The 12,870-nt window shown below is 70.8% G+C and carries 11 protein-coding genes and 2 riboswitches; of the genes, 2 read left to right on the top strand and 9 right to left on the bottom strand.

Annotation, left to right across the window (positions count from 1 at the left end; genetic code table 11):
- Positions 1 to 3: 3 nt before the first annotated feature.
- Positions 4 to 1,539, bottom strand: a complete 1,536-nt coding sequence (locus N8K70_RS07115) for an ABC transporter permease (RefSeq protein WP_317140901.1) — start codon at positions 1,537 to 1,539, stop codon at positions 4 to 6.
- Positions 1,540 to 1,726: 187 nt separating this feature from the next.
- Complete coding sequence (locus N8K70_RS07110) at positions 1,727 to 3,517, bottom strand: ABC transporter family substrate-binding protein (RefSeq protein ID WP_317140900.1); 1,791 nt, start codon at positions 3,515 to 3,517, stop codon at positions 1,727 to 1,729.
- A 197-nt stretch (positions 3,518 to 3,714) separates the two neighbouring features.
- On the opposite strand from N8K70_RS07110, the gene N8K70_RS07105 reads away from it, so the two are divergent.
- On the top strand, positions 3,715 to 4,512 hold the full coding sequence (locus N8K70_RS07105; protein WP_394357830.1) for a CPBP family intramembrane glutamic endopeptidase: 798 nt from the start codon (positions 3,715 to 3,717) through the stop codon (positions 4,510 to 4,512).
- Between the two features lie 81 nt (positions 4,513 to 4,593).
- Here N8K70_RS07105 and N8K70_RS07100 read toward each other — a convergent pair whose 3' ends face one another.
- The 3 genes from N8K70_RS07100 to N8K70_RS07090 form a co-directional block, all read right to left on the bottom strand.
- Positions 4,594 to 5,013 carry a GNAT family acetyltransferase gene (locus N8K70_RS07100; protein ID WP_317140898.1) on the bottom strand — a complete coding sequence of 140 codons (420 nt, stop codon included), beginning with the start codon at positions 5,011 to 5,013 and terminating at the stop codon, positions 4,594 to 4,596.
- Between the two features lie 9 nt (positions 5,014 to 5,022).
- Positions 5,023 to 5,151, bottom strand: coding sequence for a hypothetical protein (locus N8K70_RS07095; RefSeq protein ID WP_317140897.1), 129 nt, complete (start codon positions 5,149 to 5,151; stop codon positions 5,023 to 5,025).
- A 206-nt stretch (positions 5,152 to 5,357) separates the two neighbouring features.
- Entirely contained in the window at positions 5,358 to 5,960 is a 603-nt protein-coding gene (locus N8K70_RS07090; RefSeq protein WP_317140896.1) for a GNAT family N-acetyltransferase, read from the bottom strand.
- A 224-nt stretch (positions 5,961 to 6,184) separates the two neighbouring features.
- On the opposite strand from N8K70_RS07090, the gene N8K70_RS07085 reads away from it, so the two are divergent.
- A complete protein-coding gene (locus tag N8K70_RS07085; RefSeq protein WP_317140895.1) occupies positions 6,185 to 6,673 on the top strand; it encodes an NUDIX hydrolase in 489 nt (162 codons plus the stop codon).
- Between the two features lie 131 nt (positions 6,674 to 6,804).
- Here the strand turns inward: N8K70_RS07085 and gcvP are convergent, their stop codons facing one another.
- The 4 genes from gcvP to N8K70_RS07065 all read right to left on the bottom strand — a co-directional run bounded on the left by gcvP (position 6,805) and on the right by N8K70_RS07065 (position 12,581).
- The gene (gene gcvP, locus N8K70_RS07080; protein WP_394357829.1) at positions 6,805 to 9,618 is read right to left on the bottom strand and encodes an aminomethyl-transferring glycine dehydrogenase; all 2,814 of its coding nucleotides are present in this window, start codon (positions 9,616 to 9,618) and stop codon (positions 6,805 to 6,807) included.
- 65 nt (positions 9,619 to 9,683) lie between these two features.
- Complete coding sequence (gcvH, locus tag N8K70_RS07075; RefSeq protein WP_317140893.1) at positions 9,684 to 10,064, bottom strand: glycine cleavage system protein GcvH; 381 nt, start codon at positions 10,062 to 10,064, stop codon at positions 9,684 to 9,686.
- Positions 10,061 to 11,191, bottom strand: a complete 1,131-nt coding sequence (gcvT, locus tag N8K70_RS07070) for a glycine cleavage system aminomethyltransferase GcvT (RefSeq protein ID WP_317140892.1) — start codon at positions 11,189 to 11,191, stop codon at positions 10,061 to 10,063. The genes gcvH and gcvT overlap by 4 nt, the downstream gene beginning before the upstream one ends.
- A gap of 10 nt (positions 11,192 to 11,201) precedes the next feature.
- Entirely contained in the window at positions 11,202 to 12,581 is a 1,380-nt protein-coding gene (locus N8K70_RS07065; RefSeq protein WP_317140891.1) for an L-serine ammonia-lyase, read from the bottom strand.
- Between the two features lie 107 nt (positions 12,582 to 12,688).
- Positions 12,689 to 12,779, bottom strand: a riboswitch (glycine riboswitch).
- Positions 12,780 to 12,869: riboswitch (glycine riboswitch) on the bottom strand.
- Between the last annotated feature and the right edge of the window lies 1 nt (position 12,870).

Genomic DNA, 12,870 nt, shown 5'->3' with positions numbered 1-12,870 from the left:
GGCTCATGCGCGCACCCGGACGCGGGGGTCGAGGGTGGCGTAGGCCAGGTCGGCGAGGATGTTGAAGACGATCGCCATGATCGCGATCACGAGGAAGTAGCCCATGATCGGGTTGAGGTCGACGCGCTTCAGCGACTGGTTGAACAGCGCTCCCATGCCGCTGATCGCGAAGACGTTCTCGGTGATGACGGCTCCGCCGAGCAGCGCTCCGAGGTCGGTGGCCACGAGCGTCGCGATGGGGATGAGCATGTTGCGGAACGCGTGGCGTACCACCACCGTCCGCTCCGAGAGGCCCTTCGCCCGCGCCGTGCGGATGTAGTCCTGGCCGAGCACCTCGAGAAGGCCCGCTCGCGCGTACCTCGTGTACGACGCGAACGAGATGAGCAGGAGCGCGATCGTCGGCAGGAGCAGGTGCGTGAAGCTGTCGATGCCGAGGATCCACATGTCGCCGTTCAGGTTGGGCGTCGAGGCGCCCACCGTCGCGATCGGACGTCCGTTGATGCGCCCGAGGGCCATGTAGTCCGACCAGGACTGCATGAACCGGTCGAGCACGACGAGTCCGCCGCCGACGAAGGCGACGATCCCGCCGACGCGCATCGACTGCGCCCGGTCGGGACCCCCCGCGAGGAAGCCGCTGAGAACACCCACCGCGATCGCGATGACGGCGAGGATGAGGATCGTGCCGATCGTCGAGACGTCGAAGAGCCCCTGCAGGGCGAAAGAGCACGCGTACGCGATGAGAGCGTTGACCCCGGCCGTGATGAGGGCGCGACGGTTCTCGAGACCCGACACGATGAACGTGGTCAGCAGCGCGGTCGCCACGAGGAGCAGGAGCAGGCCCACCGGCCCGAGCCCCGGTTCACGGAACCAGTCGGTCGCGTCGATGTACGTCAGCACCGCCCCCGTCGCGACGGCCGACACGGCGAAGGTCAGAAGCCTGCGACGGGCCGGTCCTCCGACGAGGACCTGCCACACGAGGCCCGCCACCAGGGAGATGACGACGATCGCCACGACGCCGATGGATTCGCCTCCCTGCAGGAAGTCGTTGAAGCCGATCGCGAGGAACTCCTTCAAGAGCACCGCCACGAGGAACGAGGGAAGCGAGTAGAGGAAGAAGCTGAGGAACGTGATCGAGAGATCGAAACCGCTGTACTGACGCAGCGCGGTCACGATGCCCACGGTGACGCCGAGGAGAAGCGCGAGGACGAACGCGACGCTGACCAGCTGCACCGTGGAGAGCATCGCCGACGGCAACAGGTCGGTCACCGGCGCGTTGTTGAGGTTGAGGCCCAGATCGCATCGGCCGACGACGCAGCCGGCGACGCCCCCGAGCCAGAGGAACCACCGCAGCGGAGGCGGGACGTTGAGGTCGAGCGCCTCGACCCGGGCGGCGATGAGCTGGTCCTTGTTCGCGGTGTTGAGCCCGCGGAGGTCCTGCAGCGGATCGCCGGAGTTCGCCGCGAGGACGTACATGAGGAAGGAAGCGGCGAGGAGCACGAGGATCGACGCCGCTATCCTCCGGAGGATGAACCCTGCCATCTGGGTCCCCTAACTGATCGAGTTGTCGTGGAGCACGCTGGTTCGCGACACGTCCGCGGTCCCGGCGGCCGGAGCCGTCGCACGGTGCAGGGCACCGGAGCGATGTGCTCCGGTGCCCTGCACGTCCCTCAGAGGTTCTCTCCTCCGGGGGATCCGATGTGCGCCGAGGATGTCCGCGGACTCCGCGTCAGTCGGCGAGGGTCCAGTCTTGGGCGTTCCAGACGATACCCGTCTGGCCGCCGAAGTGCTCGATCCCCGTCACCGTGCCGTTGTCGGCGAACAGCCCGGGCAGCTGGAACAGCGGCAGCCCGTAGCGGTCCTCGGCGGTCTTGGCGTCGATCTGGATCTTGATGTCTTCGAGCGCGTCGGCGTCGAGGGTGACCTGCGACTCCGCCACAAGCTCGTCGACCTCGGCGTTGCTGTAGCCGTTGTAGTTGCCACCGCCGCCGGTCGCGAAGATCTGCGGGAGCGCCGCGTTGCCCGCACCGGGAGAGATCCATCCGAAGATCGAGGCGTCGTACTCGCCGCCGGCGAGAAGCGACGACCAGTCGGGCGAGCCGAGGTCCTCGATGATGAAGCCCGCCTGCTCGGCGTACTCCTTCACGAGGGCGAAGGCGTCGACGCGGTTCGGGTTGTCGGTGTTGTAGAGGATGCCCACGGTCGGCGTCTGGCCGTTCAGGAGCTGCTGGGCTCCCTCGATGTCGGGCTCGGCGAACTCGTCGTACCCGTTCTCCGCGATCGCATCCGCGTACTCGGCCTGGCTGCCGACATAGATCTGCGAGTTCAGCACCTCGGCCGAGGGGTTCACGGGCGTGATGATCGACTCGAGGATCTGCTGACGCGGGATCGTCTTGAGGAAGGCCTCGCGCACGTCGGGGTCGCTGAAGACCTCGGAGCCGAAGTTCAGGTCGAGGTGGTCGTACGACACTTGGTCGCCCTCGTGGATGTTCGCGTTGGCCGACTCCAGAGCCGTCAGCGTGTCGGCGGACGCCTGCGGGTAGATCGCGTTGACCTCGCCGTTCTGGAGCGCGGTGACCTGAGCGTTCGCGTCGCCGATGAAGCGGATGATGAGCTGGTCGTAGGCCGGCTCGTTCTCGCCCGCGTACTCCGGGTTCTTCTCGAGGGTGACCGAGGAGTCCGGGACGAAGTCGGTGACGATGAAGGGCCCGCTCGACACGAGCAGCGACTCGTCGCTCGGGAACTCCGTGACGTCGTAGCCGGTGTTCCAGAAGTCGGCCACCGCCTGCAGCGTCTCGTTCGGCTCCGCCGGGCTGGCGGGGTCGCCCTCGGGCAGCTCCTCGAGGGTGCTGACGAGCTCGTCGACGGTCACGCCCGCCTTGTCGGCGAGCACGTGCGCGGGCTTGCCGAGCAGGTTCACGAGCTCCCAGTCCACGAAGGGCGTCTCATAGGTGATCGTGAGGCTCCGCTCGTCCTCGTCGATCTCCGGGAACGCCGTCGTGTCGAGGCCCGCGGTGCTGCCGGCGAGCTGGAAGTACTGCGTTCCGGAGGTGACCTCACCGGTCGCCTCGTCGTAGCTCGCGTCGTCGTAGTACCCGGAGTTGATCGCCCACGTCGTCAGGAGGTCATCGGTGGTGATCTCGGTCCCGTCCGACCAGGTGACACCCTCGTTGAGCGTGTACTTGACCGTCAGCGGGTCCTCGCTGACCGCCTCGTACGTGCCCAGGCTCTCGTCGTGGACGATGTTGAACTCGTTGTCGAGGTAGAGGAAACCACCGAGCCCCAGGCCGCCGCTCACGCCCGTGAGGTAGCCGATCATGCCGTTCGTGTCGAGGTTCGACTGCGGCGTGTCGCCGTTGAACGAGGTGAGGGCGTTGGTCGTGGCGATCGTGATCGTGCCACCGTCGCTGGTCGTGTCGCCGTCTGTCTCTTCTTCAGCGGCCGTCGTGCAGCCGGAGAGCGCGAGCCCTCCGACGCCGAGCAGCGCGAGGCCCGAGAGGGCGATCCTGTTGCGCTTCACTGTGGTGTTCCTCCGATGGAAGGTGATGGGGGTGCTCGCAGGAGGCTCAGAGTCTCCTGAAAGCGATAGCTGAAATCTAAGCTCCTCGGCGGACTGTGACAAATCTTCCGCGCAACCGTTACAGACCCTTTACGACGCGACGTCCCCGTGTGGCAATCTGCACGGCCGCCCGCGGCGCCTCGACGGGCCGTTCCCGCATGGTCGCCCGCAGCTTGTGGCACGCTCGTCCCGTGACCTCTGCGACCGCATCCGCCACCGTCGACCGCCGCCGGCTGTGGTGGGAGATCGGCATCGTCCTGGCGCTCTCGCTCGGGCAGTCGGCGCTCTACTCGGTTCTCTCCCTCCTGCGGGCCCTCCTGCGCACCGAGGCGTTGTCGGACCAGTCCACGGCGCTCAACCCCGCACAGGCCGAGGAGGCCGTGTGGGATGCCGTCTACCGCGTGCTCGACGTCTTCTTCGACCTCTGTCTCGTCGCCCTCGTCGTGTATCTGCTGTGGGAGCCGGGACGCAACGCGCTCCGGCGCATCGGCCTGGACTTCCGGCGCCTTCCGCGCGACCTCGGAGGCGCCGGCCTCCTCCTCGTCGTCATCGGCGTCCCCGGGCTCGCGCTCTATGCCGCCGGGCGCCTGCTCGGCGTCACGGTCGAGGTCGAGGCGTCCTCCCTCGACGCCGCGTGGTGGACCGTCCCGCTCCTCGTGCTGTCGGCCATCCGCGCGGGGCTGCTGGAGGAGGTCATCCTCAACGGCTACCTCTTCGACCGGCTCGCGCGCGCCGGGTGGGGCGCGTGGGCGATCATCCTCTCGACGGCGGCGCTCCGTGCGACCTATCACGCGTATCAGGGCTTCGGGCCCCTCATCGGCAACTTCGCCATGGGCATCGTCTTCGGATGGTGCTACCGCCGGTGGGGACGCGTCATGCCTCTCGTGCTCGCGCACGCCTTCATCGACGTCATCGCCTTCGTCGGCTACCCGCTCGCGGCGCCGTACCTGCCGTAGCGCGAGGATCCAGCTCCGCGGCGACGATCCATGTCTGCCGCGAGAATCCAGCCGTCGCCCACCTCCTCGCGGGAGGCCGCCTCACCCGTCCGGGATGAGGCGCTTGCCCGTCACGGCCGTGCCTTCACGCACATAGCCGATGGCGTCGTAGTAGCCGAGCACCGCGGCGTTGTCGGGGCGCACCATGAGCATCGCCTTCGGGCATCCGAGCGCGACGAGCCTCGCCTCGGCCTCCGCGACGAGCGACCGGCCGATCCCCTCGCCGGATCGCGAGGACGCGAGGTAGTACAGCCATCCGCGGTGCCCGTCGTACCCCGCCATGACGGAGCCGACGACCTCGTCCCCGTCCGCGGCGACCAGCAGCAGCTCGGGCCAGACGGCCCGCGCCCGGCGGATGTCCTCATGCGGATCGTTCCACGGCCGCGTGAGCCCGGCGTCGCGCCACAGGGCGACCACCGCATCGGCGTCGGAGTCGGCGAGGGGGCGGATGACGATGCTCACGACGCCAGGCTATCGAGCGGACGGACCGTCGCCGTCGCGCCGCAGCCAGAGGCGGACGGACGGCTCGACGAGTCCGCTCGTCGTCAGATCGACGAGCCGGAGAAACGCCCCCACCGCGACGACATCGTCGGCGGTCATCCTCGACCATCCGCCGCCCGGCTCATCCGCCGTCAGGCGCTCGCGCCGCAGAATACGCAGACCTCCGTCGGTGTCGATGTGCCGTCATCTCGATTCAGGACGATGCCTCCGCTCCGACGTGCGAGGCGCGCCCTTTCCCATCGACGCGGATGCGCCGTCGTCGGCGCTCAGGACAACGCTCCGCCCCGATGAGCCGCAGCAGAGGCTCAGCGCACGCTCGTCCGGTGCCGGGCGAGCCGCGCCTCGAGGCCGAGCCGCACGGCCTCCCACTCGTGCGCGACGATCGAGAACACCACCGTGTCGCGGACGTGCCCGTCGGGGAGGATCGTGTGGCTGCGCAGCACGCCGTCCTGCTTCGCGCCGAGCCGCTCGATCGCCGCGCGCGACTGATGGTTGTGCCAGTGCGTACGGAGCTCCACCGCGATGCAGCCCAGCTCGTCGAAGGCGCGCGCGAGCAGAAGCAGCTTGGCCGCGGGGTTGATGCCGCTCCCCTGCGCGCCGCGACCGATCCACGTCGACCCGATCTCGAGACGGCGGTTGGGCGCGTCGATGGCCATGAACGTCGTCATGCCGACCGCACGCCCCGCCGCCGCCGCGTCGATCACGGCCCACGGCGCCATCCGTCCGCCGGCCTGTTCGGAGAGCCGCCGCGCGATCTCGTCCGCCATGCGCTCGGTCGACGGGATGCGCGTGTACCAGGTGCGCCAGAGGTCGCCGACCTCGACGGCGGCGGCGAGGTCGTCGTGATGCGCAGCGCTCAGCGGCTCGAGCCGGACGATGTCGTTCTGCAGGATCGGTGTCGCGGCCATGTCCACGCGTCCACGCTACCGGCCGCCCGTCCGGAGATGCACGATGCAGGATGAACGGCCCCGGCCGCGACGGACGCCCGCGACCTCGCGCGGTCCGGCAGGCCGAGCGGCGCGGATGCTCCTGCGTCGTGTCGATGCCGTCGTGTCGATGCCGTCGTGTCGATGCCGGGGCCCGTATGCGCCGCGTCCCGGGCCGACCGGAGGAGACAGCCTAGGATCGCCCCATGGCGACTCCGGACTTCATCCTGCGACTGCGCGAGAAGATCGGGACGGATCCTCTCTGGCTCACGGGCGTCACCGCCGTCGTCCTCCGGGGCGAGGGCGCGACGCAGGAGGTGCTGCTGTGCCGTCGCGCCGACAACGCCAAGGTCACACCGGTCACCGGGATCGTGGATCCGGGCGAGCAGCCCGCCGTCGCGGCCGTCCGCGAGGTTCTCGAGGAGGCGGACGTCGTCGCGGAGGCCGAGACGCTCGTGTGGGTGAACGCCCTGCCGCCGATGGTCTACGGCAACGGCGACCAGGCGCAGTACCTCGATCTGACGTTCCGGTGCCGCTACGTCTCGGGGGAGCCCCGACCTGCCGACGGCGAGAACGTCGAGGTGTTCTGGCGCCGCGTCGACGAGCTCGGCGCGCAGGACGACCTCGGCGCGGACATGCGCGAGCGGATCCGGACGGCCGTCACCGGAGAGGCTCGCGCGCGCTTCGAGGTCTGAGCGGAGGCACCGTGCTCGTCCGCGTCGCGCCGGCCACGGCCGTCCTCTCGACAATCCGGCGCGACAGCGAGAATGCGTGCGGCAGCGGAATTCTCACGGCGCAGATGGATTCTCGCGGATCCGTGGGATTCTCACGACGCGAAGGCGTCCACGGGCGGGCAGGCGCACACGAGGTTGCGGTCTCCGTAGGCCTGGTCGACGCGGCGCACGGGCGGCCAGTACTTCGCCGCCCCCACGCCCGCCGGGTAGACGGCGAGCTCGCGCGAGTACGGATGGCTCCACTCGCCCACGACGACGGACGCCGCGGTGTGGGGCGCGTTCACGAGCGGATTGTCGTCGAGCGCCCACTCCCCCGCGCCCACCCGCTGCGCCTCCGCCCTGATCGCGATCATGGCGTCCACGAAGCGGTCGAGCTCGGCGAGGTCCTCCGACTCGGTGGGCTCGACCATGAGCGTGCCCGCCACGGGGAACGACATCGTCGGCGCGTGGAAGCCGTAGTCGATGAGGCGCTTCGCGACGTCGTCGACGCTGATCCCGGTCTCCGCCTTCAGCGGGCGCAGGTCGAGGATGCACTCGTGCGCGACGCGACCGCCCTCGCCCGCGTAGAGCACCGGGTAGTGCTCCTCCAGGCGCGACGCGACATAGTTCGCCGCGACCACCGCGGCGTCGGTCGCCTGCGTGAGCCCCTCCAGCCCCATCATCCGCACGTACGCCCACGAGATCGGCAGGATGCCAGCCGACCCGTAGGGGGCCGCGGACACGGGGCCGATGCCGTCTCGCTCGTCCTGCGCGAAGGGGTGCGAGGGCAGGAACCGCGCCAGATGCGCCTTGGCCGCGACGGGTCCGACGCCCGGACCGCCGCCGCCGTGCGGGATGGCGAACGTCTTGTGGAGGTTGAGGTGCGACACGTCGCCGCCGAGGTCGCCGAAGCGCGCGTGACCGACGAGCGCGTTGAGGTTCGCGCCGTCGATGTAGACCTGCCCGCCCGCGTCGTGCACGGCGGCGGCGATGTCGAGGATGTCGTGCTCGTACACGCCGTGCGTCGACGGGTACGTGATCATGAGCGCGGCGAGCGCGTCCGCATGGGCCGCGATCTTCGCGCGCAGGTCGCCGAGGTCGACGTTTCCGCGTTCGTCGCAGGCCACGACGACGACGCGGAGGCCCGCGAGGACCGCGGACGCCGCGTTCGTCCCGTGGGCGGACGACGGGATGAGGCACACGTCGCGCCCGGCGTCGCCGCGCGAGCGGTGGTAGCCGCGGATGGCGAGGAGGCCCGCCAGCTCTCCCTGCGACCCCGCGTTCGGCTGCAGCGACACCGCGTCGTAGCCCGTGAGGTCGGCGAGCCACGTCTCGAGCTGGTCGATGAGCGCGAGGTAGCCGGCCGCGTCCTCCCGGGGGGCGAAGGGATGGATGCGGCCGAACTCCGGCCAGCTGATCGCGGCCATCGCGGTCGCCGCGTTGAGCTTCATCGTGCACGAGCCGAGGGGGATCATGCCGCGGTCGAGCGCGTAGTCCTTGTCGGCGAGGCGCTTCAGGTAGCGCATCATCGACGTCTCCGAACGGTGCGCGTGGAAGACCGGATGGGTGAGGTAGTCGTCGCGACGAACGAGCTCTCGCGGGAGGCGGAGATCCGCGAGACTCATGGCGCGGAACCCGCCCACGTCCGGGAGACCGAACGCCGCCCGGACGATGCCGAGGTCGTCTCCCGTCGTGGCCTCGCCGACGGAGATGCCCACCGTGTCGTCGTCCACGAGCCGCAGCAGCACGCCGCCCCCGTGCGCACGCGCCACGACATCCGCGGCCTCCCCCGGCACGCGCACCTGCAGCGTGTCGAACACGGCGTCGTTCACCACCTCGGCACCGCCCTCCGCGAGCTGGTCGCGCAGGAGCGCCGTGCGCAGGCCGATGCCCGACGCGATCGCCCGGAGCCCGTCGGGCCCGTGGTAGACCGCGTACATGGCCGCCATGACGGCGAGGAGCACCTGCGCCGTGCAGATGTTGCTCGTCGCCTTCTCCCGGCGGATGTGCTGCTCGCGCGTCTGCAGCGCGAGGCGGTGGGCGAGCTGCCCGTCGGCGTCCTTCGAGACGCCCACGAGGCGGCCGGGCAGCTGCCGTTCGAGGCCCGGGCGCACGACCATGTACCCCGCGTGCGGACCGCCGAAGCCGAGCGGCACGCCGAAACGCTGCGTCGAGCCGACGACGACGTCCGCGCCGAGCGAGCCGGGCGAGGCGATGAGCGTGAGGGCGAGCAGGTCGGCGGCGACCACCGCCTGGCCGCCCGCGACGTGCACGGCGTCGATGACGCCCTGCGGGTTCCACACGCGGCCGGACGCTCCGGGGTACTGGACGAGCGCCCCGAACAGCGATTCGGGCAGCGCGTCGCCGCCCGCGAGGTCGAGCTCCACGAGCTCGATCCCGACGGCCTCGGCACGCACGCGCAGCACGGCCTTCGTCTGCGGCAGCGCGTCGGCGTCGACGACGAACACGTCGGATCCTCCGCGCACGGCCCGCCGGGCGACGAGCATCCCCTCGACGGCGGCCGTCGCCTCGTCGAGCATCGACGCGTTCGCGACGGGGAGCCCGGCGAGATCGGCGACCATCGTCTGGAAGTTCAGCAGCGCCTCGAGCCTGCCCTGGGAGATCTCGGGCTGGTACGGCGTGTAGGCGGTGTACCAGGAAGGGTTCTCGAGCACGTTCCGCTGGATGACCGACGGGGTCAGCGTGTCGCTGTAGCCGAGACCGATCATGGGCGAGAGCACCCGGTTCCGGCTCGCGAGCGCGCGCAGCTCGGCGAGCGCCTCGGCCTCCGAGACGCCGTCCTCCGGGACGCGCGCTCCGGCGTCGCCCCGGCCGCGGATGACGCCGGGCACCGCCGCGTCCATCAGCACGCCGGCCGCGTCGCGCTCGTCGTCGTCCTCGCGCACGAGGCCGGTCGCCGCGAGCATCCGCTCCCGGTCGTCGGGTGTCGTGCCGATGTGGCGCGCGGCATACGCTCCGTGTCCGAACGCGCTCACGCCTCGCCGCCCGTGAGCTCGGCGTAGGCCGCACGGTCGAGAAGCGCGGGGACGTCGCCCGAGAGGCGCACCCTCACGAGCCAGGCGCGCGCGAACGGCGACTCGTTCACGAGGCCGGGATTGACGTCGACCTCGCCGTTGACCTCGACGACGACGCCGTCCACGGGCGCGTAGAGCTCGGAGACGGACTTGGTCGACTCGATCTCCCCCATCACCTGCCCCGACGTCACCGTGCCGCCCTGGGCGGGCAGGTCGACGTAGACGATGTCGCCGAGCTGGTCGGCCGCGTAGTCGGTGATGCCGATCGTCGCGATGTCGTCGTCGATGCGGATCCACTCGTGCTCGTTCGTGTAGAGCAGCGCGTTGAGGTCGGTCATGTGTTCCTCCGGTAGAAGGGCAGGGCGGTGAGCCGGGCGGCGATGCGCGTGCCGCGCACATCGATGGACAGGTCTTCGGCGGCCGCGGCATCGCGGTCCACGTACGCGAGGGCGATGGGATGACCGAGCGTCGGGCTCAGCGCCCCGCTCGTGATCTCTCCGACGAGCTCGTCGCCGCGGTACACGCCGTAGCCGGGGCGGCCCGCGCGTCGTCCCTCCGTCACGAGGCCGACGAGCACGCGCGTCTCGGGGCGCTCGTCGAGCGCCCCGCGGCCGATGAAGTCGCCCTTGTCGGCCGCGACGACGCGACCGAGCCCGGCCTGAGAGGGGAAGATGTCGCGGGCGAGCTCGTGCCCGTAGAGCGGCATGCCCGCCTCGAGACGCAGCGTGTCCCGTGCCGCGAGCCCGGCGGGGACGAGACCGTGCGGCGTTCCCGACTCCAGAAGCGCCCGCCACAGGCCCGCCGCGCGGTCCGCGGCGATGCAGAGCTCGAAGCCGTCCTCCCCCGTGTAGCCCGTCCGGGCCACGAGCACCGGGGCGCCGTCGAAGAGCGCGTCGGTCCACGCATAGTTGCGCAACGCCTCCAGCGAGGCGCCCAGGTCGGTCACACCCGCCGTCGCGCCGAGAACGGTCGCAGCCTCGGGACCCTGCAGGGCGATCAGCGCGTAGCGGTCGGATGCGTCCTCGAACGTGGCGTCGAATCCCGCGATCCGGGCCGAGAGCTCGGACGCGACGGTGTCGCGGTTGCCGGCGTTCGCGATGACGAGGAACTCCTCGTCTCCGAGCCGGTAGACGACGAGGTCGTCGACGATGCCGCCGTCCTCGGCGAGGATCATCGTGTACTTCGCGCGCCCGACCGCGACCGCCGAGAGACGTCCGGCCAGCGCGTAGTCGAGGAACGTCCCGGCGCCGCTGCCCCGCACGAACAGCTCGCCCATGTGCGAGATGTCGAACAGCCCCGCCGCCGTGCGCACGGCGTGGTGCTCGGCGAGGTCCGACGTGTAGCGCACCGGCATCCACCAGCCGCCGAAGTCCGTGAAGGAGGCGCCGAGCGCCTCGTGCTCCGCCCGCAACGGCGTCTGGCGCAGCTCCTCCGATGACGTCGACGTCGATTCTTCTGTGCTCACGCGGATCTCCTCAGCATTCGACCACGTTGACGGCGAGTCCGCCCATCGCGGTCTCCTTGTACTTGTGGCTCATATCGCGGCCGGTCTGCCGCATGGTCTCGATGACGGTGTCGAGCGAGACCCGATGCGCGCCGTCGCCCCACATGGCCATCTTGGCCGCATTGACGGCCTTTCCGGCGGCGATCGCGTTCCGCTCGATGCACGGGATCTGCACGAGCCCTCCCACCGGGTCGCACGTGAGCCCGAGATTGTGCTCCATGGCGATCTCCGCCGCGTTCTCGACCTGGGCCGGCGTTCCCCCGAGCACGGCGGCGAGCGCCGCCGCGGCCATCGACGACGCGGAGCCGACCTCGCCCTGGCATCCCACCTCCGCGCCGGAGATCGACGCGCGCGTCTTGTAGATCGCTCCGATGGTCGCCGCGGTCAGGAGGAACTCGACGACGATGTCGTCGTCCGTCGTCCCCGACAGCGCGGCAGGCGAGTAACGCCGGGCGTGGTGGAGCACGGCGGGGACGATCCCCGCGGCGCCGTTCGTGGGCGCGGTGACGACGCGGCCGCCCGCGGCGTTCTCCTCGTTCACGGCGAGCGCGACGAGGTTCGCCCACTCCTGCGCGAACGCGGGGCTGCGGTCGGGGTCGTCGTGCCGGAGTCGCTCGTGCCACTGCGGCGCGCGCCGCCGCACGCCGAGACCGCCCGGCAGCTCGCCCCCGGTCCTCGTCCCCGCCGCGACGCACTCGTCCATGGCGTCTCGGATGCGCAGCACGCCCGCACGGACGTCGGCCGGCGGCCGGAGCGCCGTCTCGTTGCGCCACGCGATCTCCGCGATGCCCACGCGCTCCGCCGCGCAGATCGCGAGCAGTTCGGCGGCGGTCGTGAACGGGTGGGGGACGGCTGCGTCCTCCGCGGACGGCTGCTCCTCGCCCTCGCGGACGATGAACCCGCCGCCCACAGAGAAGTACACGGCCCGGTCGACGACGGTCCCGTCGTCCCGGCGCGCCGTGAGCCGCAGGGCGTTCGTGTGGCGGGACAGCACCGTGAGTGGGGCGAGGCGGACGTCGCGCGTGCTGAGGGGGACGTCGAGCGCGCCTCCGAGACGCACCGTGCGCTCCCGGTCGATCCGAGCCGCGCGCGCCTCGACCTCGTCCGCCCGGATCGTGTCGGGAAGACATCCCTCGAGCCCCAGCAGCACCGCGGACGGCGTTCCGTGTCCCGCCCCCGTCGCGGCGAGCGAGCCGAAGAGCTCCACGTCGAGGGCCGCGACCCCGGAGAGCCCGCCGCCCAGCCGCGACACGAAGTCGGCGGCCGCGCGCATGGGCCCGACCGTGTGCGAGCTCGACGGCCCGATCCCGATCGTGAAGAGGTCGAAGACGCCGATGTACGGTCCGCTCACGAGGGACGCCGCCCGTCCACGACCCGGCCCACTGTCGTCTGCCGCCGTGTCTGACATCGAGGAACTCCCGTCGTCTGCGCCCTCGCCGTGAGGGAGCGATGAGTTCCTCCCGCTCTGTCATCGGCCTGAGAGTTTCCGCGGCGCCGCAACGCCGCTTGCCCCGTCGGCGGGCGCTCGGAGCGCCGCTTTCCAGAGTGACCTGCCGCCACGGTACGTGGGCCTGAGAGATTCCGGGAGGATTTGCTCCTACGGCAGCCGCGCGGGGCGGCGTTCTCCCGTGACGGGTGGA

Origin of the sequence: Microbacterium sp. AB (assembly GCF_032878875.1) — a bacterium.
GTDB lineage: Bacteria > Actinomycetota > Actinomycetes > Actinomycetales > Microbacteriaceae > Microbacterium > Microbacterium betulae.
The sequence above is the reverse complement of the archived record's forward strand: the minus strand, read 5'-3'. Positions and strand labels throughout refer to the sequence as shown.

Bases quoted from the DNA above. Each gene is read 5' to 3' on its own strand.
- N8K70_RS07115 (WP_317140901.1), bottom strand. From the start codon at position 1,539: ATGGCAGGGTTCATCCTCCGGAGGATAGCGGCGTCGATCCTCGTGCTC.
- N8K70_RS07105 (WP_394357830.1), top strand. From the start codon at position 3,715: ATGGTCGCCCGCAGCTTGTGGCACGCTCGTCCCGTGACCTCTGCGACC.
- N8K70_RS07095 (WP_317140897.1), bottom strand. From the start codon at position 5,151: ATGACCGCCGACGATGTCGTCGCGGTGGGGGCGTTTCTCCGGCTCGTC.
- N8K70_RS07090 (WP_317140896.1), bottom strand. From the start codon at position 5,960: ATGGCCGCGACACCGATCCTGCAGAACGACATCGTCCGGCTCGAGCCG.
- N8K70_RS07085 (WP_317140895.1), top strand. From the start codon at position 6,185: ATGGCGACTCCGGACTTCATCCTGCGACTGCGCGAGAAGATCGGGACG.
- gcvP (WP_394357829.1), bottom strand. From the start codon at position 9,618: ATGCTCGCGGCGACCGGCCTCGTGCGCGAGGACGACGACGAGCGCGAC.
- gcvH (WP_317140893.1), bottom strand. From the start codon at position 10,064: ATGACCGACCTCAACGCGCTGCTCTACACGAACGAGCACGAGTGGATC.